General features: G+C 67.2%; 24 protein-coding genes. 13 read left to right on the top strand and 11 right to left on the bottom strand.

Going from position 1 to position 23,931, the window contains the following annotated elements; all coding sequences use genetic code 11:
* The first annotated feature begins 1 nt into the window (after nucleotide 1).
* Both AX676_RS06940 and AX676_RS06935 read left to right on the top strand, forming a co-directional pair.
* Nucleotides 2–382 carry a response regulator transcription factor gene (locus AX676_RS06940; protein WP_066477750.1) on the top strand — a complete coding sequence of 127 codons (381 nt, stop codon included), beginning with the start codon at nucleotides 2–4 and terminating at the stop codon, nucleotides 380–382.
* Nucleotides 373–792, top strand: a complete 420-nt coding sequence (locus tag AX676_RS06935) for a response regulator transcription factor (protein ID WP_082731075.1) — start codon at nucleotides 373–375, stop codon at nucleotides 790–792. Before AX676_RS06940 ends, AX676_RS06935 begins: the two co-directional genes overlap by 10 nt.
* A gap of 44 nt (nucleotides 793–836) precedes the next feature.
* On the opposite strand, the gene AX676_RS06930 is transcribed toward AX676_RS06935, so the two are convergent.
* The 3 genes from AX676_RS06930 to AX676_RS06920 form a co-directional block, all read right to left on the bottom strand.
* Nucleotides 837–2,201: a hypothetical protein gene (locus tag AX676_RS06930; protein WP_156437658.1), complete on the bottom strand. Its 1,365-nt coding sequence runs from the start codon at nucleotides 2,199–2,201 to the stop codon at nucleotides 837–839.
* A gap of 203 nt (nucleotides 2,202–2,404) precedes the next feature.
* Nucleotides 2,405–3,448, bottom strand: coding sequence for a diaminopimelate epimerase (gene dapF, locus AX676_RS06925; RefSeq protein ID WP_066477744.1), 1,044 nt, complete (start codon nucleotides 3,446–3,448; stop codon nucleotides 2,405–2,407).
* A gap of 52 nt (nucleotides 3,449–3,500) precedes the next feature.
* Entirely contained in the window at nucleotides 3,501–3,956 is a 456-nt protein-coding gene (locus tag AX676_RS06920) for a DUF6456 domain-containing protein (RefSeq protein ID WP_066477741.1), read from the bottom strand.
* A gap of 92 nt (nucleotides 3,957–4,048) precedes the next feature.
* Here AX676_RS06920 and AX676_RS06915 point away from each other — a divergent pair, with 92 nt between their 5' ends.
* The 3 genes from AX676_RS06915 (at nucleotide 4,049) to AX676_RS06905 (ending at nucleotide 7,930) form a co-directional block, all read left to right on the top strand.
* Nucleotides 4,049–4,612, top strand: coding sequence for a helix-turn-helix domain-containing protein (locus AX676_RS06915; RefSeq protein WP_066477735.1), 564 nt, complete (start codon nucleotides 4,049–4,051; stop codon nucleotides 4,610–4,612).
* 82 nt (nucleotides 4,613–4,694) lie between these two features.
* Nucleotides 4,695–6,971 (top strand): phosphoenolpyruvate--protein phosphotransferase, encoded by a 2,277-nt coding sequence (gene ptsP / locus AX676_RS06910; protein WP_066477733.1) that lies wholly within the window; start codon nucleotides 4,695–4,697, stop codon nucleotides 6,969–6,971.
* 110 nt (nucleotides 6,972–7,081) lie between these two features.
* Nucleotides 7,082–7,930 carry a helix-turn-helix domain-containing protein gene (locus AX676_RS06905; RefSeq protein ID WP_156437657.1) on the top strand — a complete coding sequence of 283 codons (849 nt, stop codon included), beginning with the start codon at nucleotides 7,082–7,084 and terminating at the stop codon, nucleotides 7,928–7,930.
* 35 nt (nucleotides 7,931–7,965) lie between these two features.
* Here the strand turns inward: AX676_RS06905 and AX676_RS06900 are convergent, their stop codons facing one another.
* The 7 genes from AX676_RS06900 to AX676_RS06870 form a co-directional block, all read right to left on the bottom strand.
* A complete protein-coding gene (locus tag AX676_RS06900) occupies nucleotides 7,966–8,244 on the bottom strand; it encodes a hypothetical protein (RefSeq protein WP_156437656.1) in 279 nt (92 codons plus the stop codon).
* Nucleotides 8,245–8,315: 71 nt separating this feature from the next.
* Entirely contained in the window at nucleotides 8,316–8,936 is a 621-nt protein-coding gene (locus tag AX676_RS06895; RefSeq protein ID WP_066477724.1) for a glutathione S-transferase family protein, read from the bottom strand.
* 78 nt (nucleotides 8,937–9,014) lie between these two features.
* Nucleotides 9,015–9,899, bottom strand: coding sequence for a dienelactone hydrolase family protein (locus AX676_RS06890; protein ID WP_066477721.1), 885 nt, complete (start codon nucleotides 9,897–9,899; stop codon nucleotides 9,015–9,017).
* 79 nt (nucleotides 9,900–9,978) lie between these two features.
* A complete protein-coding gene (locus tag AX676_RS06885) occupies nucleotides 9,979–10,662 on the bottom strand; it encodes a DUF1013 domain-containing protein (protein WP_066477718.1) in 684 nt (227 codons plus the stop codon).
* 100 nt (nucleotides 10,663–10,762) lie between these two features.
* Nucleotides 10,763–11,788, bottom strand: coding sequence for a glycosyltransferase family 4 protein (locus tag AX676_RS06880; RefSeq protein ID WP_066477995.1), 1,026 nt, complete (start codon nucleotides 11,786–11,788; stop codon nucleotides 10,763–10,765).
* Between the two features lie 35 nt (nucleotides 11,789–11,823).
* Nucleotides 11,824–12,711 carry a UDP-2,3-diacylglucosamine diphosphatase gene (locus AX676_RS06875; RefSeq protein ID WP_066477715.1) on the bottom strand — a complete coding sequence of 296 codons (888 nt, stop codon included), beginning with the start codon at nucleotides 12,709–12,711 and terminating at the stop codon, nucleotides 11,824–11,826.
* 83 nt (nucleotides 12,712–12,794) lie between these two features.
* Nucleotides 12,795–13,424, bottom strand: coding sequence for a glutathione S-transferase family protein (locus AX676_RS06870; protein ID WP_066477714.1), 630 nt, complete (start codon nucleotides 13,422–13,424; stop codon nucleotides 12,795–12,797).
* 490 nt (nucleotides 13,425–13,914) lie between these two features.
* Between AX676_RS06870 and AX676_RS17710 the strand changes: the two genes are divergently transcribed.
* Nucleotides 13,915–15,006 (top strand): Coq4 family protein, encoded by a 1,092-nt coding sequence (locus AX676_RS17710; protein ID WP_156437655.1) that lies wholly within the window; start codon nucleotides 13,915–13,917, stop codon nucleotides 15,004–15,006.
* A gap of 53 nt (nucleotides 15,007–15,059) precedes the next feature.
* Here the strand turns inward: AX676_RS17710 and AX676_RS06860 are convergent, their stop codons facing one another.
* Nucleotides 15,060–16,103: an NAD(P)H-quinone oxidoreductase gene (locus AX676_RS06860; protein WP_443025989.1), complete on the bottom strand. Its 1,044-nt coding sequence runs from the start codon at nucleotides 16,101–16,103 to the stop codon at nucleotides 15,060–15,062.
* Nucleotides 16,104–16,155: 52 nt separating this feature from the next.
* On the opposite strand from AX676_RS06860, the gene AX676_RS06855 reads away from it, so the two are divergent.
* The 7 genes from AX676_RS06855 (at nucleotide 16,156) to AX676_RS06825 (ending at nucleotide 23,929) form a co-directional block, all read left to right on the top strand.
* The gene (locus tag AX676_RS06855) at nucleotides 16,156–16,353 is read left to right on the top strand and encodes a DUF1192 domain-containing protein (protein ID WP_066477712.1); all 198 of its coding nucleotides are present in this window, start codon (nucleotides 16,156–16,158) and stop codon (nucleotides 16,351–16,353) included.
* A 131-nt stretch (nucleotides 16,354–16,484) separates the two neighbouring features.
* Entirely contained in the window at nucleotides 16,485–18,809 is a 2,325-nt protein-coding gene (gene clpA, locus AX676_RS06850) for an ATP-dependent Clp protease ATP-binding subunit ClpA (RefSeq protein WP_066477704.1), read from the top strand.
* 150 nt (nucleotides 18,810–18,959) lie between these two features.
* On the top strand, nucleotides 18,960–20,660 hold the full coding sequence (locus AX676_RS06845) for a GGDEF domain-containing protein (RefSeq protein WP_082731263.1): 1,701 nt from the start codon (nucleotides 18,960–18,962) through the stop codon (nucleotides 20,658–20,660).
* Between the two features lie 59 nt (nucleotides 20,661–20,719).
* Nucleotides 20,720–20,917, top strand: a complete 198-nt coding sequence (locus AX676_RS06840) for a hypothetical protein (protein WP_066477694.1) — start codon at nucleotides 20,720–20,722, stop codon at nucleotides 20,915–20,917.
* A 94-nt stretch (nucleotides 20,918–21,011) separates the two neighbouring features.
* Nucleotides 21,012–22,718: an AMP-binding protein gene (locus tag AX676_RS06835; RefSeq protein WP_066477691.1), complete on the top strand. Its 1,707-nt coding sequence runs from the start codon at nucleotides 21,012–21,014 to the stop codon at nucleotides 22,716–22,718.
* 57 nt (nucleotides 22,719–22,775) lie between these two features.
* A complete protein-coding gene (locus AX676_RS06830; protein ID WP_066477688.1) occupies nucleotides 22,776–23,021 on the top strand; it encodes an exodeoxyribonuclease VII small subunit in 246 nt (81 codons plus the stop codon).
* An 8-nt stretch (nucleotides 23,022–23,029) separates the two neighbouring features.
* Nucleotides 23,030–23,929: a polyprenyl synthetase family protein gene (locus AX676_RS06825; RefSeq protein ID WP_066477686.1), complete on the top strand. Its 900-nt coding sequence runs from the start codon at nucleotides 23,030–23,032 to the stop codon at nucleotides 23,927–23,929.
* Nucleotides 23,930–23,931 lie beyond the last annotated feature (2 nt).

Raw genomic sequence — 23,931 nt, 5'->3', positions numbered from 1 at the left:
CATGGCGCGATTGATCCTCGCGGAGGACGACGAGATCCTCGGCAGGATGGTGTCCGACGCGCTCGGCGCCGCCGGCCATGCCGTCGGCTGGCTGGTCGACGGCCAAAGCGCGTGGGACGCCATGCTGTGGCGCCCGCCGCACCTGGCGATCCTCGACTGCAACCTGCCGAAGATGACCGGCATCACGATCCTGCGGCAGATGCGCGTGTCGCAGACGCTGGTGGAGGTGCCGGTGATCATGCTGACCGGGCGGCGCGGCGCGGCCGACCAGTCGATCGCCCGGTACGAAGGTGCCAATGACTATGTCACCAAACCCTTCGACATGCCGCTCCTGCTCGCTAGGGTGAACAGCCTGCTTGAAAGGAGCCGACGTTGGCATTGAGCGCACCCGTCAAACTGGCGGCAAAGCGAATCGTCGTGATCGACGATGATCCGATCACCTGCGACATCGTGGCGGCAACGCTGGGTGCCGCCGGGTATCGCGTCGATGTCGTGCACGATGGCGACGACGCGCTGGAATCGATCTATGGCGCGACGACCGACCTTGTCATTCTCGACTGCAATCTTCCGGGAAAGGCGGGGATGGTCGTGCTTCGCGACATTCGCACCGACCACATGCTGAAATCGCTTCCGGTGATCATGTTGACCAGCCGGACCAGCGACTGGCACGCCCGGCTCGCCTTTGAAACCGGCGCCTCGGCCTATATCAAGAAACCGTTCGATCCGGCAGAGCTTGTGATCCTGGTGGCCAGGGCGCTCACCGGCGCGTCGCTGCCGCAACGGGCGCTCTGAACGCCAACGGCACGGGTCGACAGCGCATTCCCGGTGCCTCGGGGCTAGGGTTGCAGCGATTGCGCGCCGACCGGCCCCAGCATGGCGACGGCATCGACCGCGTCGGTTGAGCTGCCCTGTGTCAGCCGCGCGATCTGGGCCAGCAACGGCGGTGCGACGCCGAGCTGGCGCGCAGTCTCGAACAGGAGCGGCTCGCCCCATGGCTGTCCGCCGCGCACCGCCGCGAACAGAGCGCGATTGAGGTCGTGCAGGCCATCCTTGCCGCCGCGCCGCAACGCCTGATCGAGCGCGAGCCAGATGATCAGCCCGCATTGATAATGCAGGTCGAACTTACCTTCGCCCTTCGCCTTGGGCAGCGCTGTGACTGCAACACCGTCGGCACAGGCCTTTTCCGCCGCCTGTTCGCGGCTCAGCACATAGGCGCGCGCTGCCGGTCCCCGCGCGGCCATGGCCAGCGCGGCCAGCGCATCCGCGCCGCCTTCGTGCATCCATCCCACCTGATCGTCGCCGACCAGCTTGCCGAACTTGTCCTGCTGGAACAGGTGCGCGGCCTCATGGGCGAAGAACCAGTCCAGCCACAGTGTGTCGCCCGCCGCCACCCGTTCCCTGGCATTCTCGCCATCGAAGTGCATGAAAATCTGCCGCGGCAGGGTGCCGCCCTGGGTCGAAATCCGGCCGTTTTTCTCCGGCGTGTCGTCGATCGACACATAGAGTTCCGGCTTGAAGTACAGCGGACCATAAATCGCGGCAAAGCCCCGGATCGCGTCGGGAAGCGAGCGGTCGAGATGCTGACGCGTGGCAGGCGGCAGGCCGGGATCGATGATCGCGACGAAACCATCGGCGTCCACCGGCTGCAGCGTGCCGATGAAGATGTTCGTGCCCTCGTCGCGGCTGACGAAGCGTTCGCGCGCCGGCGTGCGACGCCCCTCGACGCCGATCGTCGCGCCGGGCGCGTCGACGCGGACGGACAGGGGCGCCGGCTGTTCGCACGGGGCGGCGAGACACGCGTGGAACTGCCCCGAATGCACGAGCGCGCCGCCCTGGCTGAACGGCGAAAAGGGCGCATAGCTTTTCGGCAGCGCGCGATAATCGATGGCAATGGCGAACGCGACCGTGCGGAACGGCCGCCCGTCGACGCGCTCCACCCGCTCGCCATTGCCTTCGTCCACCCATCGGAAACCGGGCTCCGCGGCGCGCCACGCATCGGCCCGATAACCGCCCAGCGCCTGGGGAAAGTGCAGCGCCGTCGTCGGCGCGCGCAGGCGATAGCGCGCCATGACCTCCCGCTCCGCCGTGCGGGTCAGGTCGAGCGTCAGCGGTTCGACCGGGTCCGGCCTGCCGGCGTGGGTGGCACAGCCCGCGATCGCCAATGCCCCGCCCAGCATCACCGCAAAGGGGCGACAGGACAATGGCCTGGCGTTTCCCCGCATGATCGCACGAGGCGGCAGCCCCGTTGCGACACCTACGATTCCTCTCAGAAGTCGAAAAGGCGAGGCTGGCCAATTCTGGGCTGTGCGCAGACGCGCAGATGCCCCGATGCCCCGCACAGGCCGAAACCGGGTGCCCCTATCAGGTTGAGGCGGACCACGACGTTGCGGCGGTTCGACCCAGATCATTCCGATGTCCACGATGGGCTCTGTCCTGTTCGTCCCTGATCGACCGTGCTCAGGGCCGCGACCGCGTCGGTCCAGGCGCGGACTTCGTCGTCGCGGCGGTTGACGATGTGGAAGGCGCCGAGCGCACCGGTGTCGAGATCGACCTCGACCTCGGCGTCGAATTCGAAGGTCGCATTGCCGCGGATCGCGACCATGTTCGCGGGCACCGACGCCGAAGCCCCGGCCGCCGGGTCCGCGCTCGGGCCATGCGGCGCACTGGCCATCGCGCCCACCATGCCGCCGCGGTTGAAGACGGTCAGCCAGCGGTCGAAGGCGACCCGGCCGTTGAGCGCGGCGGCGAAGGTCGACGCCGCCATCGCGCTGCCGCAGCTGTTGGTCAGACCGACACCGCGTTCATAGGTGCGGACATAGAGGTCGCGGCCGCGCAGCTCGACGAAGCTGACATTGGCGCGGCCGGGAATGAGCGGCGGCGCGGACTCGCACCAGTCGCCGAGCGCGACCAGCTCGTCCTCGTCGACGGTGTCGACAAAGCTGATCAGGTGCGGGTTGGGCATGGCGACGGCGGTGAAGCGGCGCAGGCTCGGCAGGCCGGGGATGATCGCGAATACGACATGGTCGACGCCATGGGTCAGCCCGACGTCGCGGCTGCGCGTCGATACGGGGCCGACCCGCGTTTCGACCGTGACGACGCCGGGGGCGATCGGGTCGACGCGGCGGACATCGGCGGTACTGGTCTTGAGCTGCATCGTCATTTCGGCCTGCCCGCCGACCTCGAACGCCAGCCGCGCGGTGCAGCGCAGGCCGTTGAGGCAGGTTTCGGCCTCGCTGCCGTCGGGGTTGAACATCCGCATGCCCGGCCGTTCGCCCGTCGCGGCATCGCCGGTGAGCAGCAGCAGCCCGTCGCTGCCGACCGGTCCGCCGCGATCGGACAGCGCGCGCGCGACCACCGCCCATTGCGTATCGGTGAGCGCCAGATCGCGCGCGTCGATCAGCGGGAAGTCGTTGCCCGAGCCATGGCATTTGATGAAGCGCAGCCGCATGCGCCCCCGGATAGCCGATCGCGCGGGCCGGCGAAACCGCCGCGCGATGCGGTCAGGGCAGGCGATAGTGATCGGCGAGCCGGTCGAGCGCGAGGCCGAGCACCAGCTTGCCCGCGCGCGCCGGCCAGCCGAGCGCGCGTTCGGCGTGGCTCATCCCTTCGCCCGCGCAGACGACGCGCCACAAAATGTCGCTGAGGCCGCGCCCGGTTGCCGCGATCGCCGCATCGAAACGCTGCCTGGCCGCGATCTGCGCCGCGCCCGGATCGAGCCCCCGGTCGGGGCCGCGTCGCCCGCGCGACGCGGCGGCCGCATCCCACCGCATGGTGATGCTGGGGGCGAGATGCGCGCGCTCATAATCGGCGCGCAGCCGCTCGCCCGCCTCGAACTGGCGGGCATCGACATGGCCGCGCGCACGCAGCCAGGTGAGCGGCGATTCGGCTAAGTTGACACAAACTTGACGCCCTGACGGCCGCTGCGCGTCAAGGGGCCGGTCGATCAGTTCGCGCATCCTCGCCTCCTCGAAACCCGATGCGGCTCTATTGCCATTATCGCTCGATTGTAGGACAGAGAGAAACCGATCTGGTTAAATGGAGGGGCGAGATGATCAGTTCGATCCGCGAGGTGCGCCGCGCCAAGGGGCTGACGCTCGACGAAGTCGCGCAGCGTTGCGTGCCGCCGACGACGGCGCAGACGATCGGCCGGCTGGAGACCGGCACCCGCACCGTGTCGGTCGCGTGGCTCAACCGGATCGCCCGCGCGCTCGACGTCGAGGCGGCGGACCTGGTCCGGCTGCCCGATCGCGCCGACGTGCCGGTCGCGGCGTGGCTGGAAGCGGGCGGGGCGGTCGCGCCCCGGCGCGCCGAGGTGGCAGTGCCGCCGCGCCCCGAACCCGAGATGGTCGCGTTGCGCATCGCTGTGGGGATGGGCGACTATCGCGCGGGCGACGAGCTGTGGTGCCGCCGCCTGGCACCCGAAGGCTTCGACGCCGCGCTCAACCGCGACGTGCTCGTGCCGCGGGCGGCGGGCCGGTTCCTGTTCGGGCGGCTGATCGCGCGGGATGGCGGCAGGCTGCACCTCATCCCGCTCGGCACGGGTCAGCGCCAGCAGGTGGTCGCCGACCCCCCGTGGCTGGCGGTCGCCGCCCGGTTGATCCGCGCGCTCTGAGCGCCGCGCGCCGAACCCCTTCGCTGCGCGCGGCGTGGCGGCACCCTTGGCGCGTTGCCCCGCAATCTGTTAGCCCTGTCCCATGCCCTTTTCCGCTGCCGCCTCCGCCCGCGAGATCCTGACCCGCCTTCATGATGTGATGGCGGCGCGCACGCCCGCGCAGAGCAAGCTGAACGCGGTCGTCAACATCATCGGCGAGGCGCTGGATAGCGAGGTCTGCTCGATCTACCTGCTGCGCGACGGCGTGCTCGAGCTGTTCGCGACGCGCGGCCTGTCGGAGGCGGCGGTGCACGTCACCAAGATGACGCTGGGCGAAGGGCTGGTCGGCACGATTGCCAAGAATGTGGAAACGCTGAACCTTGATGAGGCGACGGCGCATCCCGATTTCGCCTATCGTCCGGAAACGGGCGAGGAGCGGTTTCACAGCTTCGCCGGCGTGCCGATCATCCGCCGTGAGCGTGCGGTCGGGGTGCTGGCGGTGCAGCATGTCGACCCGCGCCGGTACGACGATGTCGAGATCGAGGCGTTGCAGACGGTGGCGATGGTATTGTCCGAACTGATCGCCAATGCCGGCCTGATCGACGGGGCGGCGAGCGATGCGGCGCGCCCGCAGTCGACCGCGACGATGCGCGTGCCCGGTTTCAAGCTGGTCGAGGGGATGGCGGCGGGCGTCGCGGTGTTCCATCAACCGCGCATCACCATCGAACACACCGTCGCCGAGGATGTCGAGGCGGAGCGCCACCGCGTCTATGCCGCATTCGACAAGATGCGCGAGCAGATCGACCGCATGACGAGCCAGGCCGAGTTCGGCGGCGCGGGCGAGCATGAGGAGGTCATCGAGACCTACAAGATGTTCGCCTATGACGAGGGCTGGTCGCGGCGGATCAACGAGGCGATCGACAGCGGCCTGACCGCAGAGGCCGCGATCGAGCGCGTCCAGCAGCGCACCCGGATGCGGATGCGCCAGATCGACGACCCGCTGCTGCGCGACCGGATGCACGACCTAGAGGACCTGTCCAACCGGTTGCTGCGGATCGTGTCGGGCCAGCTGGGCACGGCGGCACAGATGGGGCTGCGCCAGGATTCGATCCTGATCGCCCGCAACCTGGGCCCGGCCGAGCTGCTCGAATATGACCGCCGGCGACTGAAGGGCGTGGTGCTTGAGGAAGGATCGCTGACCGCGCACGTCACCATCGTCGCCCGCGCGATGGGGGTGCCGGTGCTGGGCCGCGTGCGCGACGTGCGGCGGCTGATCGCGGAGGGCGACCGCATCCTGCTCGACGTGACCGGCGAAACGCTGGTCGTGCGCCCGTCGGCGGCGATGGACGAGGCGTTTGCGGCCAAGCTGGCGGCGAGCCAGAAGCGTCGTGCCGCCTTTGCCGCGCTGAAGAACGAGCCGCCGGTGACGCGCGACGCGCATCGCGTCACGCTGATGGTCAATGCCGGCTTGCGCGACGATGTCGCCGCACTCGACCTGACCGGCGCGGACGGCATCGGCCTGTTCCGCACCGAATTCCAGTTCCTGGTCTCCGCGACCCTGCCGCAGCGCGAGCGTCAGCAGCGCCTGTATCGCGACGTGCTCGACGCGGCGGGCGACCGGCCGGTGATTTTCCGCACCGTCGATGTCGGCGGCGACAAGGCGCTGCCGTACCTCAACCATGACGAGGGCAATGAGGAGGAAAACCCCGCGATGGGCTGGCGCGCGCTGCGCCTGGCGCTCGACCGCGGCGGGCTGATGAAGGCGCAGGCGCGCGCGCTGATCGAAGCCGCGTCGGGCCGCCAGCTCAACGTCATGTTCCCGATGGTGTCCGAACCCTGGGAATATGAAGAGGCGCGCGCGCTGTTCGAGGCGCAGCGCGAATGGCTGGGCGCGCGCGGGCGCAAATTGCCGACCGAAATCCGCTATGGCGCGATGCTGGAGGTGCCGGCACTGGCCGACGTGCTCGACATGCTGCTGCCGCGGCTCGATTTTCTGTCGATCGGCACCAACGACCTGACCCAGTTCCTGTTCGCGGCCGACCGCGCGCATCCCAAGCTGGCGTTGCGCTATGACTGGCTGAGCCCGGCGATCCTGCGCTTCCTGCGCCGCGTGGCGGGCGAGGCACGCGCGGCGGGCAAGCCGGTGGCGGTGTGCGGCGAAATGGGCGGCCGGCCGCTGGAGGCGATGGCGCTGATCGGCATCGGCATCGACCGGCTGTCGATCACCCCGGCCGCGGTCGGGCCGGTCAAGGCGATGATCCGATCGCTCGACCGCGCCGCGCTGACCGCGGAGATGGACCGGCTGCTCGCGCACCCGCCGCGCAGCCTGCGCGAGCCGCTGCTTGCCTGGGCGACCGCAAATGCCGTGGAAATCGCCTGATTTCAGACGATCCGCCCCGATGCGGCGTTGACAGCGCGGGTCGGGTCGGGGAAACCCCATAGGCACGAAAGCGGGGAGGTCGCGCCCACGCTTTCGCTGGAGAGACCGGGATGGGCGAAGCCGAAGTCATGGGCGACCCGCAACTTTTTCCGAAAACCGTCGGCGAACGGCTGCGCGACGCCCGCGTCGCCCAGGGTCTCGATCTGGCCGAGATCGCGGCGCGCACCCGGATCCCGCAACGCCACCTCGATGCGATCGAGACATCGAGCTATTCGAGCCTGCCGTCGATCACCTATGTCATGGGGTTTTGCCGCGCCTATGCCCGCGCGGTCGGCGTCGACGATGTCGAGCTGTCGCGCGAACTGCGCCGCGAGCTGGCCGGCAGCTATCACCGCGATCCGCCGCGCGTCGCCGAGGAATTTCGCGAGCCGCGCCGGGTGCCGTCGGCGGCACTGGCGATCGGCGCGCTGGTGGTGGCGATCGTCGCCATCGTGGCGGTCGGGCTGATCTATGCCCCCGGCATGTTCGCACCGGGCGAGGCGCCGGTCGCCGAACAGGCGCGCGTCGAGCGCGACCTGGGCATCGCGCCGCAACCAGCACCTGCGGCGTCGGCGGGGGGCGTGAGCGCGCGTCCCGATCCCGCCGCCGCGGCCGCCGCCGCGCCGACCTCTGCCGGGCAGGTGACGCTGACCGCCAAGGAAGAGGTGTGGGTCCGTGTCTATGATGCCAGCAACGAGACGCTGGTGATGAAGACGCTGGCACCCGGCGAACGGTATGACGTGCCGATGAACGCGGACCGGCCGATGATCAATGTCGGCCGCCCCGATCAGCTGACCGTCACGATCAACGGATCGCAGGTCGCGCCGCTCGGCGACGGCAGCCGCGCGATCAAGGATGTCGGCATCAGCGCGGAGGCGCTGCGCGGGCGGGGCGGGGCACCGACGGCGACGGTGTCCTGATCCTTCGGCCCTGATCCTTCGGCCGCGCGGTGCGGTCAGAACGGTAGCTTGAAGCGGAGCATCAGGCGCGGATCGTAACGTCCCTGCTCCGCCTCCACCGACAGCTTGCCGCCGGCGAGGTCGGCTTCGGCGCGGTCGGATCGGACCCAGGTGTCGGGCAGCGGTGCCAATCGGTAGCGGGCGTCGTCGCGCCGGCGGCATATGACGATGTCATCGCCGGGGGCGGCCGCGCAATCGCCGGGCGTTTCGGTCAGCCGCGGCGCCGGCGGGGTCTGGCGAGCGGGGAGGGCGGGAAGCGCCTGGATCCACAGCATCGCGAAAATCATCGGCTACCCCCGCTGTCGCCGGACGTATCGACCAGGATTGTGGCGATCCGGTGTCCGCCTCAACCCGCGGCGGCGGCGAGCGCGTCGTCGGTGCCCTTGGCACGGACATAGGCGGGCCGGTCGGTGACGCGCGTGACATAGGCGGCAAAGGCGTCGCGATGCGGCAGGGTGCCGAATTGCAGGCCCCAGCCGATCTGCGAACCGAGCGCCACATCGGCGGCGGTGAAGCGATCGCCCGCCGCGAAAGGCTGGCGCGTCAGCAGCGCATCGAGCACGTCGACGACCAGATCGTAATGGCCGTAGCCAACCAACTGCATCTCCTTCTCGCTCGGCGCGATGCCGCGCGATTTCTCGGTCACGGCATGTTCGAGCGGTCCGGCGGCGTAGAACAGCCAGCGATAATAATCCGCGCGCTCGTCCGCCCGCGGGGCGAGCCCGGCATCGGGGAAGGCGTCGGCCAGATAGGCGCAGATCGCCGCGGCTTCGGTGACGATGCGCCCGCCATGGGTGATCGCCGGCACCTTGCCCATCGGGTTGATCGCGAGATATTCGGGCGATTTCATCGGCGGGCCGTATTCGATCAACTCGGTCCGGTAAGGCGCGCCGACCTCCTCGATCATCCACCGTGCGATCCGTCCCCGCGAAAAGGGGTGGGTGTAGAGCACCAGTTCCTCGGCCACGACTCGCTCCTTCCGCTCAAAATGAGAACATATAGTGAACGATTCCGCGTCGCGGTCAAGTGCGCCGACGCGCGCCGGTCAGCCGCGACGCAGGCCGCCGTCGAACAGGGCGAGCAGCCGGCCCCACGCCCTTTCCGCCTGCGCCGCATTGTAGACGCGGCTGTCGGGCGGGCACCAGCCGTGGAGCGTGCCGGCATAGACCTCGATCTCGGCAGGCAGCTTCGCGGCGGCATAGGCGTCGCGGAGCTTGTCCTTTTCGGCCGGGTTGCGCTGGTCGTCATTCTCGGCGACCGCGAACAGGAAGCCGGCCTTCATCGCCGGCACGCCGAGATGCGGGCTGTCCGGCCGGTCGGTGGCGAGCCCGCCGCCGTGGAACGACGCACCCGCGCGCACGCGGTCGGGCCGCTCGGTCGCGGTCAGCATCGTCATCGGACCGCCCATGCAATAGCCGGTGGTGCCGATACCGCGCCGCGTATCGACCTGGGGCTGGCGGTCGAGCCAGTCGACGAAGGTGCGCGCGTCGCGGCGCGTCCCGTCCTGGCTCAACGCCGCGCGCCACGGCGCGATGCGGGCGCGCACTTCGGGCTGGTCGAAGCTTTCGCCGGGCGCGAGGAACGGCGCCTTGGTCGAACGGTAGAACTGGTTGACGGTCAGCACCGCGAAGCCCGACTGGGCGAGCCGGTCGCCCATCTGGCGAAAGGCGGGGCGCAGGCCCATGATGTCGGGCCAGACGAGCACGGCAGGCGCCTTGCCGCGCGAGGGGGCGGCGAAATAGGCATCGCACACGCCATCCGGGGTGGTGATCGTCACGTCGCGCCCGGCAATCGGCTTGGCATTGGCCGGAACGGGCAGCGCGGCGATCAGCCCGGCCGCGCCGGCGAGCGCGCCGAACTCACGTCGCGAGACCCCCGCGCGCGTGCCGAGAAACCGGTCATTATCGTCGGCGGTCAGATCGTCGCACATGGTTCAGCCTCGCGAATCGTGGAAGCCCCACGCTATCCGCATCGGCACATGCGCGAAAGCGGCGAACCCCGGGAAGGGGTCAGCGCCGGAACAGCGTGTCCGCGGTCGGCTCCGCCGGCGCGCTGCGATCCACCCCGGAGGCGGCGGCTTCGGCATCGCGCGCCGCAGCGTCGCGCTCGGCGCGCAGCTGTTCGATCAGCGCCTCGCGGTCGCCCTCCAGCCGGGTGTCGACGGGGGCTTCAAGCCCGGCCGCCTTCGCCGCCTTGGCGACCAGCGCGTCGAGTTCGCGCTGCGAGCACAGGCCCAGCGTCACCGGATCCTTGGGCACGATATTGGCGATGTTCCAATGGGTGCGGTCGCGGATCGCGGCGATGGTCGTGCGCGTCGTGCCGATCAGCTTGCCGATCGCGCCGTCGCTGATCTCGGGATGGTTGCGGATGATCCACGCAATGCCGTCGGGCTTGTCCTGGCGCTTGCTGACCGGGGTGTAGCGCGGGCCCTTGGTCCGGCGGACCTGATCGGGGCCCTTGAGCATCTGGAGCCGGTAATCGGGGTCGTTCTGGCCCTTCTCGATCTCCTCCATGGTCAGTTCGTGCGCGCGCACCGGATCGCGCCCGGTCAGCTTGGTCGCGGCGGTGTCGTCGGCGATCGCCTGGACCTCCAGGATGTGCAGGCCGCAGAACTCGGCGATCTGCTCGAACGAGAGCGCGGTGTTATCGACCAGCCAGGAAGCGGTCGCGTGCGGCATCAGCGGCTGGGCCACGTCGAAAATCCTCCGGAAACAACAAGGGCCGCCCCTTGCCGGAGCGGCCGCTCAATATCCCTGACTTAATGCGTTGCGCCGCGAAGCACAAGCGCGCCTGTCAGGCGGCTTCGCGCAGCGCCCCTTCGATCGGCACCAGCGCCGACAGGAACTGTGCGGCGCTCGCTTCCCAGGTGAAGCCGCGCCCGTAGTCGGCGCAGGCCGCGCGGTCGAGCGCGAGCGCCCGCGCGATCGCGTCGTCCAGATCCTCCGACATCGCGCCGACACGGGCGTCGAGCACGTCGATCGGGCCGCTGACCGGAAAGGCGGCAACCGGCGTGCCGCAGGCCAGCGCCTCGATCATCACCAGCCCGAAGGTGTCGGTTCGGCTGGGAAAGACGAAGACGTCCGCCCCGGCATAGAAACCGGCCAGTTCGTCACCGAAGCGCGGGCCGACGAAAATCGCATCGGGATATTGCGCCTCGAGCGACGTGCGCGCCGGGCCGTCGCCGACGACGACCTTCGTCCCCGGCTGGCGAGTCTGCAGAAAGGCCTCCAGATTCTTCTCGACCGCGACGCGCCCGACATAAAGCTGGATCGGGCGGGGCAGGTCGGCGAGATCGGGATGGGGCGGCACGTCGGGCCGGAACTGGTCGAGGCTGACCCCGCGCCCCCAGTGCCGCACCTGGTCGAGGCCATGGTCGACCAGCGCCTGGCGGATCGACGGCGTCGACGCGAGGATCGCCCGGGCCGGGGCGTGGAACCACTGGATATAGCGCCAGATCCACTCCGCCGGCAGGCCCGAGCGCGCCGAGACATAGTCGGGGAACTGGGTGTGATAGGCGGTGGTGAAGGGGAGACCCCGGCGCAGGCACCAGCGCCGCGCGGCGACGCAGAGCGGCCCTTCGGTGGCCAGATGGATCGCGTCCGCGCCGAATTCGGCGAGCATCCCGCCCACCGTCGCCACCCGGGTCACCGCCAGCCGGATTTCGGGATAAGTGGGGCAGGGCAGCGAGTAAAAGCGGTCGGGCGAGATGACCAGCACTTCATGCCCCTGCGCGGTCAGGATGCGCTGCATCGACTTGAGCGTGCGCACCACGCCGTTGACCTGCGGGTCCCAGGCGTCGGTGACGATGGCGATGCGCATCCGCGCCGGCCCCGCGTCCCCGACGACGCCGGCGCTCATGCGGCGACCCGCGTCTCGACCCCGACCGGGACGACACCGTCGCGCATCGCGATCTCGTCCGCCCAGTGCAGGATCTCCATGCGCCCGTCGAAATGTTCGACCAGCGCGGTGCATCCTTCGACCCAGTCGCCGTCGTTGAAATATTCGACGCCTTCGATCGTGCGCATGTCGGCGGTGTGGATATGCCCCGCGATCACCCCGTCGACGCCGCGCAGCTTCGCCTCGTGGGCGACTGCTTCCTCGAAATCGCTGATGAACTCGACCGCGTTCTTGACCTTGTGCTTGGCGTATTTGCTGAGCGACCAATAGGGCAGCTTCATCGCCCGGCGATAGGCGTTGACCCAGCGGTTGAGCGCCATCATCGCATGATAGGCATAGTCGCCGAGATGCGCGAGCCAGCGGTGGCTGAGCGTGATCGCGTCGAATTCGTCGCCGTGCAGCACCAGCAGGCGGCGGCCGTCGGCGGTGGTGTGGATCACCTGGCGCCGGATCACCACGCCACCGAAATTGAGGCCGGCGAACTGGCGGAACATCTCGTCATGGTTGCCGGGAATGTAGACGATTTTGGTGCCGCGCTTGGCGCGCTTCAGGATGCGCCAGACGATGTCGTTGTGCGCGGCCGGCCAGTAGAATTTCTTTTTCAGCTGCCAGCCGTCGAAAATGTCGCCGACCAGATACATCTTCTCGCTGTCGACATGGTCGAGAAAGTCGATCAGCATCTCCGCGTTGCAGCCGCGGGTGCCGAGATGGATGTCGGAAATCCAGATGGTGCGATATTGCCGCCGCTGGGTGATCGCCTTTTCCGGGATCGACGGCGCCGCGTCGGTGAAATCGCTGAGGTCGGCAACGTCCATGTCGAACGGCAATTTGGTGATCGTGGCCATTCCCTGTGGTCCCCACGCCTTGGTTCGACCGGCCTATGCCGCCAAATTGTTACAGATCGAATCGTCGCGCCTTCACCAAACCGTCATACGGCATCCGCCATGGGGACAAAACCCGGCAACCGGCCGATGCGTTCCATCCAGTCGTCGATCGCCGGATAGAGGCCCAGGTCGAACCCGCCGCCGCCGGCGACATGGGTATAGGGATAGAGGACGAGGTCGGCGAGCGTCACCCGGTCGCCCGCCAGGCACGCACTGCGCCGCAGCTGGCGCTCCATCAGGTCGAGCGCGGCGCGTCCGGCGGCCTCCTTGCCCGGGATCATCGCGCGCTGGGCGTCGCTCAGCCGGTCCTCGCCGACAAAGGCGCGCCAGAAGCGCAGCGTCGCGATATTGGGTTCATGGCTGTATTGTTCCCAGAACAGCCAGCGCATCATGTCGGCGCGTTCGAACCGGCCGCGGGGGACCAGGTCGCTGCCATCGGCCAGATAGAGGCAGGCGGCGTTGCTTTCGGGCAGGAAGCGATCGCCGACCTGAAGCACCGGGATGCGCCCGTCGGGATTGACCCGCGCAAGGAATGCCGGCGTGCGCGTCTCGCCCTTCAGAATGTCGTAGCCGCGACGTTCGAGCGGGAGGCCCAGGATCGCGGCGACCAGCCGGATCTTGTAGCAATTGCCCGACACCGGGTCCTCATGCAGGACGAGGCGCGGCGAGGTCATTCGGCGGCCACCCGCGCGACTCCGCCAAATTGGCGGCCGCCGACAAGCGCCTCTGACGCTGCGCTGCGCGGCCGCAGCGTCGATACGGGCGATGCGCCCAGAACCCGAAACACGATCGATCTCCAGTTTGGCCGACATTAGGCGGATTGGTGCTTGTCGCCTAACAGAATTGGATTTGACGACATCAATTTTTCAAGCCGTTCAGCGGCGTGCCGGTACCGGTGTGGTCGATGCGGCGGGCCAACGCGCTTGAACCTTTGCGTTCGCCTCGCCCGCTGCGCTCGTAATTATCAGAATCGGGTCCGTAAGTCCCACAAGATACTGACCGCAGATTTTCCTGAAACACGCAATGCCCATCGCGTTGAAACCATGATGATATCTGTATAAACCAAAACAGAGAGTTTTTAACGCCTTTACTGAAATGTGAAACAATCTATCCGTGGGCCTTACAAAACAGCAAGCATGCCTTTTTGGGGAAGGTGGGTCGGAAATGGAAAATATACATAAGTATATTTTGGAAGCCGATGATTATGTCGGGAAAAATTACTTTAATACCGATGACTCGACATTCCTACTCGTTCCCGATGATAAGCTAAATTCATGGTATAAATTACTAAAAGACAAAATAGAACGGAATAAATCATGTCCATCAAACTTTGTAGCAAGAAAGTGGTCATCGATTGATATCAACAGATATCATTGGGTGCGTCGAATTCGCCTTGAGCAACGAGAGCTGGAGCTTTCAACGGTTGAGCAACTTTGTCGTGTAAAATACTGTTTGCCGTACTTGTCTCCGCAAGATTTAGCTGATCTTACAGATTCTTCAATGGGTGGTGCTTATCTTCAGTACATGAACGATGCCAAGTTTTATGAATTCGACAAAAACCCATTGTCGCCAGATTCAGATATGAAATGGCTGATAAGATTGATGAGGCAGACTCACGACTTTTATCACCTGGTCGGTGAATTCTACCATTACGGATGGGAAGGTGGGTACCTAGTTTATAATGATCCCCGGCGTTTCGGCCACGACATGCTGGTGTTGATCGAGGAAATTTGCATCTACGCCTTCATGATGGGGCAGGTTCGGCTCAAAGAAGTCATTCCGACCGTCGCGGATTGGGCCAATAATGGCTATGACCACTGTGCGGCCTGGCTGACACAGGCGTATCCGATATGGCGAGATACGCAGGACTTCAGCAGAATCGAGCACTTCGAATTTCCGCGTTTCATCGGGGATTGCGAAAAATTCACCTATGCGTCGATGAAGCTCGGCCAACTCGAGGCGGATGTCTGTGTCGATGATTTCCTGAACGACCTTCACAGGCTGCTGCCGCCCCTGCCGCTGGACGCGGGGCTGGAGGAAAGAGAGGCACGGGACATGGTGCTGGAGAGCTTTGAACGAGGCTTGCGAAGCAGGCCACTGATCTGTTTCGAATGGGACCGCTATCTGGCTAACGACCTGAACGAAGTCCGTGCGTTTCTCAACATCCCTCGACGTAAGCGTTTCCGGGACGGTTCGCATTATCTGAAGGCGGATCTGGTGCCAGACGGCGCGCCGGTGGCGATGTCGACGCGATAGTGCGGCGGCGGCATCGAAGATATCGCGCGACCTGACGAAGCCATGCGCGCGATTCAGGCGATCTCGCCCATCGTCAGCACGATCTTGCCGAAATGGCTGCCCGCCTCCATCCGCGCATGAGCGTCGGCCGCCCGGGCAAGCGGGAAGGTGCCGTCGATGACCGGGCGCAGGCGGCCGGCGGCGACGAACGGCCACACCGTGCGGCCGAGTTCGTCGGCGACCAGCGCCTTGAACGCGGCGCTGCGCGGGCGCAGCGTCGATCCGGTGAGCGTGAGGCGGCGGCGCATCACTTCGAACAGCGGGATTTCGGCGCTCGCGCCGCCCTGCACCGCGATCGAGACGTGGCGGCCGTCTTCGGCCAGGCATTTCAGGTTGCGGGCGACATAATCGCCACCGACCATGTCGATCACCACCTGGCACCCCTGGCCTTCGGTGATCGCCTGAACCCGCGCGACGAAATCCTCGGTCCGGTAGTTGATCGCATGATCGGCGCCGTGGGCGAGGCAGGCGGCGACCTTTTCGTCCGAACCGGCGGTGACGATGATGGTCAGCCCGAACAGCTTCGCCAGGCTGATCGCCATGGTGCCGATGCCCGAGGTGCCGCCATGGACGAGCACCGTATCGCCCTCGGCCGCATAGGCCCGCTCGAACAGGTTGGTCCACACGGTGAACAGCGTCTCGGGCATCGCCGCGCCCTCGACATCGCTCAGCCCGGCGGGCAGTGGCAGGCAGTGCGCGGCGACCGCGACCGCATATTCGGCATAGCCACCGCCCGAGATCAGCGCGCAGACGCGTGTCCCGACCAGCGAGGCGGCTGCGCCCGGCCCCGCGGCGACGACGGTGCCGGCGACTTCGAGCCCCGGGATGCTGGGCGCGCCCGGCGGCATCGGGTAGAGGCCGATGCGCTGGAGCACGTCGGGGCGATTGACCCCGGCGGCCGCGACGCGGATCAGCACCTCGCCCGCGCCGGGCGCGGGCACCGGGCGCTCGACGATCCGAAGCACTTCCGGTCCCCCGCGTTCGGCCGGATCTATCGCGCGCATCGTTTCGGGCAGGTCCATCGCTTCGCCGCATCCCCCGTCGAGGCCCGTCACCATATGGGCCCGGTGCCTTATTGACTTCACCCGTCCCCCGGTCAACGCTGTGCCGATGGACGCCGAAGAGATTCTCGGGCGGAGTCCGGGTGACCCGCTGACGGCCCTGATCCGGCAGGACCTCGACCCCTTTTCGGTCGAAGAGCTTGCGGCGCGCATCGCGCTGCTCGAGGGCGAGATCGCCCGCGTCCGGGCGCGGATGGCGTTCGCGTCGCAACACCGCGCCAGCGCCGACGCGCTGTTCAAGCGATGACGCGCCTGGCGAACGGGTGGACGGTTAGTGCGGCAATCGCCGCGTGCAAGTGCTTGATGCGGGGCAGAACGCTTCCGACATTGCCATCAAGGATCGCGCCCAAGCCGCGATCCGACTGGAGTATGACGTAAATGCCTTCCTTTGCATCCGCGCTTGAAACCACCCTCCATCGCGCGCTCGAGGCCGCGTCGTCGCGGCGGCACGAATATGCGACGCTGGAACACCTGCTGCTCGCGCTGATCGACGACGAGCACGCGTCGAAGGTGATGAGCGCGTGCGGGGTTGACCTGTCCGAGCTCAAGACCGTGGTCGCGCGCTACCTCGACACCGAGCTTGAGGCGCTGAAGGTCGAGAACGCGACCGACCCGTCGCCGACCAGCGGCTTTCAGCGTGTCGTCCAGCGCGCCATCCTGCACGTCCAGTCGTCCGGCCGCGACGAGGTGACCGGCGGCAACGTGCTCGTCGCGCTGTTCAGCGAGCGCGAGAGCTATGCGGTCTACTTCCTGCAGCAGCAGGACATGAGCCGGCTGGATGCGGTGAGCTATATCAGCCACGGCGTCGGCAAGGGCGGGACCCCGTCCGAAAGCCGCGAGGTCAAGGGCGCGGCCGAAGAGGAAAAGCCTCAGAAACAGGACGCCAAGGGCGGCAAGAACGAGAGCGCGCTCAAGCAGTTCTGCGTCGACCTGAACGAGAAGGCGAAGAACGGCAAGGTCGACCCGCTGATCGGTCGCGGGCCGGAGGTGGACCGCACCGTCCAGATCCTGTGCCGCCGCAGCAAGAACAACCCGCTCTATGTCGGCGATCCCGGCGTCGGCAAGACCGCGATCGCCGAAGGGCTGGCGCGCAAGATCATCGAGGGCGACGTGCCCGAAGTGCTGCTGCCGGCCGTCATCTATTCGCTCGACATGGGCGCGCTGCTCGCGGGCACGCGCTATCGCGGCGATTTCGAGGAGCGGCTGAAGCAGGTGGTGTCGGAGCTGGAAAAGCTGCCGCACGCGATCCTGTTCATCGATGAGATCCACACCGTCATCGGCGCGGGCGCGACCAGCGGCGGGGCGATGGATGCGTCGAACCTGCTCAAGCCCGCTTTGTCGGGCGGCACGATCCGCTGCATCGGCTCCACGACCTACAAGGAGTTCCGCAATCACTTCGAAAAGGATCGCGCGCTGCTGCGCCGGTTCCAGAAGATCGATGTAAACGAACCGTCGGTCGAGGACACGATCAAGATCCTGACCGGGCTGCGCACCGCGTTCGAGGGGCATCACAGCGTCAAATACACCCCCGACGCGATCAAGTCGGCGGTGGAATTGTCGGCGCGCTATATCAACGACCGCAAGCTGCCCGACAAGGCGATCGACGTGATCGACGAGGTCGGCGCGATGCAGATGCTGGTGCCGCCCAACAAGCGCAAGAAGACGATCACCCCCAAGGAGATCGAGCAGGTCATCGCGACGATGGCGCGCATCCCGCCCAAGACGGTGTCGACCGACGACACCAAGGTGCTGGCCAACCTGCAGACCGACCTGAAGCGCGTCGTGTTCGGCCAGGACAAGGCGATCGAGGTGCTGTCCAGCGCGATCAAGCTGAGCCGTGCGGGGCTGCGCGATCCCGACAAGCCGATCGGCAATTACCTGTTCAGCGGGCCCACCGGGGTCGGCAAGACCGAAGTCGCGCGCCAGCTCGCCGAAATCCTGGGCATTCCGCTCCAGCGTTTCGACATGAGCGAGTATATGGAGCGGCATTCGGTCAGCCGGCTGATCGGCGCGCCGCCGGGCTATGTCGGCTATGACCAGGGTGGCTTGCTGACCGATGCGGTCGACCAGAATCCGCATTCGGTGTTGTTGCTCGACGAGATCGAGAAGGCGCATCCCGACCTGTTCAATATCCTGTTGCAGGTCATGGACAACGGCAAGCTGACCGACCACCACGGCAAGACGGTCGATTTCAGGAACACAATCCTGATCATGACCACCAATGCCGGCGCGTCGGACATGGCGCGCGAATCGATCGGCTTCGGCGAGATCGCGCGCGAGGATGTGCAGGAAGAGGCGGTGAAGAAGCTCTTCACCCCCGAATTCCGCAACCGCCTCGATGCGATCGTGCCGTTCGGCTATCTGCCGCCCGAAGTCGTGGCGCGGGTGGTGGAGAAGTTCATCCTCCAGCTCGAGCTGCAGCTGGCCGATCGCGGCGTTCATATCCGCCTTGATGAGGAAGCCAAGTCGTGGCTGACCGCGCGCGGCTATGACAAGCTGTACGGCGCCCGCCCGATGGGCCGACTGATCCAGGAAAAGGTCAAGCAGCCGCTCGCCGAAGAGCTGCTGTTCGGCAAGCTGGTTCATGGCGGCGAAGTCAACGTGAAGCTCAAGGACAATGAGCTGATGTTCGAGATCGTGCCTGCCCCCCCGAAGAAGCCGCGCCGCAAGGGCGGCAAGGCCGAGAAGGTCGGGGTGAAGTAACGCTCAGACGGCGTCCGGCCGGGACCGGGCCGGACGCACCGCCAAACGCCGCCACGGCGGGCCACGACGGCCGTGGCGCAACGCACCGTTTCGGGTGTTCTGTTTCAGGCGTTTACCTTCCTTTCGCAACCGTGCCGCTATGCCACGGGCATGGTCCGCCATCTCCATCGCTGGCTGCTGGCATGCGCGCTGGCGTTGCTCGTCGCCGCGACGCTTGCGGTGACCCCGGCACAAGCGACCCACAGCGACGAACGGGTCGCGATCTGTGTGCGTCCCGACCCGGCCGGCCTGTCGCTCGCGCGCGTCCTGGCCGAGGCAGAGTCACTCGGCTGCACGGGTGCGCAGACGCGATATGGCCAGGGCGACTTCTGGGCCGTTTCCCGCCCCCTCCACATCCATTCCAACGATCATACGCCCCGTGCGGTCCGGATCGCGAGCCTGTGGCAGGAGGCCGTGACGCTGCACATCGTCTATGCCGACGGCGTGGTGCGTCGCGAGCGGCTGGACCAGCACAACATCTCGCGCAACCTTCAGCTCGGCGCGGTGATCGAATTCGCCCTGCCGCCGCGCGACGTCGCGATCAGCCGGCTGGCGTGGCGCGTCGAGCAGTCCGCCAACCGGCGCGGCGTCCTGCTCGGCGCGCATGTCATCACCGCGCGCGAGAGCGTGGTCGACAACCTGACCATGGCGGGCGTTTATTTCAGCTTCATGGGCCTGGCAGCGGCCCTGCTCATCTATAATCTGAGCATGTGGTGGGCACTGCGCCACGGTTTCCAGCTGATCTATTGCGCGATGGTCGGCGGGCTGCTGCTCTACGCATTCACCGCGTCCGGCCTGCTCGCCTGGGCATGGCCCGACATCGCGAACAACACGCGGCTGAAGCTCAACTACCTGCTGCTCAGCTGGTCGGCCGGCGCGGGGCTGATGTTCATGCGCGCCTATTTCGAGCAAAACGTCTTTGGCGGCTGGCTGGGCCGGGTGACGTTGATCGTCGCCGCGCAGCTTGTGCTGGCGGCGGCGTTCTTCGCGCTGTTCGCCGAACAATTGCTGCCTGTCGCGGACCTGGTCTACACGGTCAGCTTCACGCCGGTCGCGCTGCTGATCCCGACGATCCTGATCGTCGCCTGGTATCGGCGCAGCCAATATGTGTTCCTCTACGCCACCGCCTGGCTGGCACCGCTGATCAGCGCGTTCACGCGGATCGCCTCGTCGCTGAATCTCCTCCCCTGGAATTTCTGGGTCGACAATTCGACGATCATCGCGATGGCGGTCGAGGCGCTGCTGTCGAGCGTCGCGATCGCGTATCGCATCCGGCTGCTGACCCTCGAACGCGACGTGGCACGCGAACAGGAGACGCTCGCGCGGCGGCTGGCCGACATCGATCCGCTGACCGGGCTGCTCAACCGTCGCGCCTTCCTGGCCAAGGCGATCGGGCGTGCCGACGCCGCGCAGCTGATCCTGATCGACATCGACCATTTCAAGCGCGTCAACGAAACGCTCGGGCATGACGGCGGCGACGAGGTGCTGCGCGTGCTGGCACGTACGCTGCGCAAGGTGACCCCCGAAAACGGCCTGATCGTCCGGCTGGGCGGCGAGGAGTTCGGCATCCTGGTCGATCAGGCCGCTGCCCCCACGACCGGCGATATCCTGTCGGAAATCCGGGCGGCGCGCATGCCGTTCGACCTGCGGGTCACCGCCAGCATCGGCACCAGCCACGGCCCGCTGCGCGACGAAACCGACTGGAAGCGACTGTACCGTTCGGCCGATCGCGCGCTGTTCGACGCCAAGGCGGCGGGGCGCGACCGCGCCCGCGAAGGCGCACGCGCGGGCATCGGTCCGATTGCCGCCTGAGCTTGCAGAGCCGGTCGATTTTACGTATTGGGGCGGGGGAAAAGCGAGGGCGGACCGTGATGAAGTCGCGAAAGGGCGTGATGGCTGCACTGGCGCTGCTGGCGCTGGTCCTGCTTGTCCGTCCGCCGAGCGCGGATATCCGCATCCTGACCCATGACTCAGAGGATCGCTCGCCGCATCGCGTGCATGCCGCAGTCGACATGGGCGTGATGGCGTTGTCGCTGCTCGTCACCTGGACAGCCGCGCAGCCGCGCTGATCGCGCGGCGCGGGACAGGCGTGCGCACCCCGTGAGGGGCGGTTTCACGCGATCGCGGTTGCGCGCGACGGGCAGGCTGCTTACACCCTTGTCAATGCGCGACCCTGAAACGATCTGGCGATCGGACTATCTCCACCCCGGCCCCTGGGACCAGGCCATCGAACCCGTTTCGATGGTGGCATTGTTCGACGAGACCGCCCGCCGTCACCCCGCGCGGCCGCTGATCGATTTCATGGGCCGGCGCTACAGCTATGCCGAGACGCTGGACGGCGCGAACCGGATCGCGGCGGGGCTGTCGCGGCTGGGCTACGGGGCGGGCGACCGGATCGGGCTGTTCCTGCCCAACGTGCCGCATTATGTCGCGGCCTATTACGGCATCCTCAAGCTGGGTGGCGTGGTCGTCAACTTCTCGCCGCTCTACACGGTCGACGAGCTCGCCCATCAGGTCGAGGATTCGGGCACGCGCCTGTTGTTCACCCTGTCCGCCAGCGCGCTGCTGCCCACCGCGCTGAAGGTGCTCGACAAGAGCAGCCTGGAGCGGCTGGTAGTCGGGTCGATCGCCGGGGCGCTGCCGACCACCAAGTCGATCCTGTATCGCATGTTCCGCGGCAAGGAAGTGACGCCGCGGCCCGCCGGGGACAGGCGCGTCACCGCCTTTTCGGGGTTGATCGCCAATGACGGGCGCTTCGACGCGCCGGCGATCGATCCCGATCGCGACCTGGCGCTGATCCAGTATACCGGCGGGACGACGGGCACGCCGAAGGGCGCGATGCTCACCCACCAGAACCTGTCCGCCAATGCCCGCCAGGTGGCGCGGCTCGACCCCGACCCGGGCCAGGTCGACCGCGTGCTGGGCGTGCTGCCGATGTTCCACGTCTTCGCCAACACCTGCGTGCTCAACCGAACGGTCGTGACGGGCGGCGAGATCGTGATGCTGCCGCGCTTCGACGCTGCGCAGGCGCTGGCGGCGCTCCAACGCACGCGCGCCACCGCCTTGCCCGGCGTGCCGACGATGTATCGGGCGCTGCTCGATCATCCCAAGCTCAAGGACACCGATTTTTCGTCGTTGCGCTTCTGCATTTCCGGCGGCGCGCCGCTGCCCGCGGAATTGAAGACGCGGTTCGAGGCGACGATCGGATCGCGGCTGGTCGAGGGCTATGGCCTGTCCGAAAGTTCGGGCGTGGTGTCGTGCAATCCCTATGGCGCGCTCAACAAGCCCGGCACGATCGGCCAGCCCATCATCGCGACGCGGGTGCGGCTGGTCGACAAGGAAGATCCCGGCAAGCCCGCGCCGCCCGGCGAACCCGGCGAGATCATCGTCGCGGGGCCGCAGATCATGCGGGGCTACTGGAACCGCCCAGATGCCGATGCCGACGTGTTCGTCGACGATCCCGACACCGGCGTGCCGGGCCGCCACTGGCTGCGTACCGGCGATGTCGGCGTGATCGACGAGGATGGCTTCATCCGCATCGTCGACCGGCTGAAGGACATGATCGCGGTCGGCGGGTTCAAGGTGTTCCCCAGCCAGATCGAGGCGATCCTGTATCATCATCCGGCGGTCAGGGAGACGCTGGTGATCGGCGTGCCCGATGCCTATCGCGGCGAAGTGCCCCGCGCCTATGTCACGCTGCACGACGGCGCGACCGAGACCGGCGCGGTACTGTGCGACTGGCTGAACCCGCAACTGGGCAAGCACGAGCGCGTCGACCAGGTGGTCGTCCGCCTGGGCTTGCCCAAGACGATGATCGGCAAGCTCAGCCGCAAGGACCTGATCAAGGAAGTGGAGGCCGAGGGCTGGTAAGCTTTTCGCCCGCGCCGCGGCTTGACCCTGGTCGTTCCGCTGCCGCATAGCGTGCCCATGGTGCACGAACCCGGCATTGCCGAACTGTCTTTCGAAGACGCCCTCAAGGAACTGGAGCGGATCGTTACCCGGCTGGAAAGCGGCGACGCCCAGCTGCAGGAGGCGATCGACCTGTACGAACGCGGCGACCAGCTGCGCCGCCAATGCGCGGCACGGCTGGATGCGGCGCAGGCGCGGATCGAATCCGTCCGAACCGACGCCGAGGGGCGGGCGGTCGGCACCCAGCCATTCGCGGCAGGTTGAACCGGAAGATGGGGGCAATTCCGGCACCGCTTGGACCTGCGCTGCGTGAAATCTCGGCCGAGATGGATCGCCAGTTCGACCGGCTGCTGCCGGTACCGAGCGACCCGCGCAAGCGCCTGTACGAAGCCATGCGCCACGCCACGATCGGCGGGGGCAAGCGGCTGCGCCCGCTGCTCGTGTTCGCGACCGCGCGCCTGTTCGGGGTCGACCGCAACTGCACCGCGCGCGTCGCCACCGCGATCGAGTGCATCCATGTCTATTCGCTCGTCCACGACGACTTGCCGGCGATGGACAATGACGACATGCGCCGCGGCAAGCCAACCGTGCACAAGGCCTTCGACGAGGCAACCGCGATCCTGGCCGGCGACTGCCTGCACGCGCTGGCGTTCGAGCTGCTCGCCGACGAGGCGACCCACCCCGACCCGTTCGTCCGCGCCGAGCTGGTCGCCGACGTGGCGCGCGCGGCGGGACCGGCAGGCATGGGCGGCGGCCAGATGATGGACCTGGAGGCCGAGCGGGCCAGTTTCGACCTGCCGACGGTCACGCGGCTGCAGGCGATGAAGACGGGCGCGCTGATCGCGTGTTCGGTGGAGGCCGGCGCGATCCTGGGCCGCGTGCCGCCCGAGGGGCGCACGGGGCTGCGCGGCTATGCGCGCGACGTCGGGCTGGCGTTCCAGATCGCCGACGACCTGCTCGATGCCGAGGGCGACGAGGAGATGGCGGGCAAGAAGCTGCGCAAGGACGACGGGGCGGGGAAGGAAACGTTCCTGTCGCTGCTGGGCGTCGACCGCGCGCGCGAACAGGCACGCATCCTGGTCGACCAGGCGGTCAGCCACCTGCACAGCTATGGGCAGGAGGCCGACCTGTTGCGCGCGATCGCCCGGTTTACGCTGGAACGCGATCGCTAACC

It is taken from the genome of Sphingomonas sp. CCH21-G11 (assembly GCF_001555965.1).
Lineage (GTDB): Bacteria > Pseudomonadota > Alphaproteobacteria > Sphingomonadales > Sphingomonadaceae > Sphingomonas.
The sequence above is the reverse complement of the archived record's forward strand: the minus strand, read 5'-3'. Positions and strand labels throughout refer to the sequence as shown.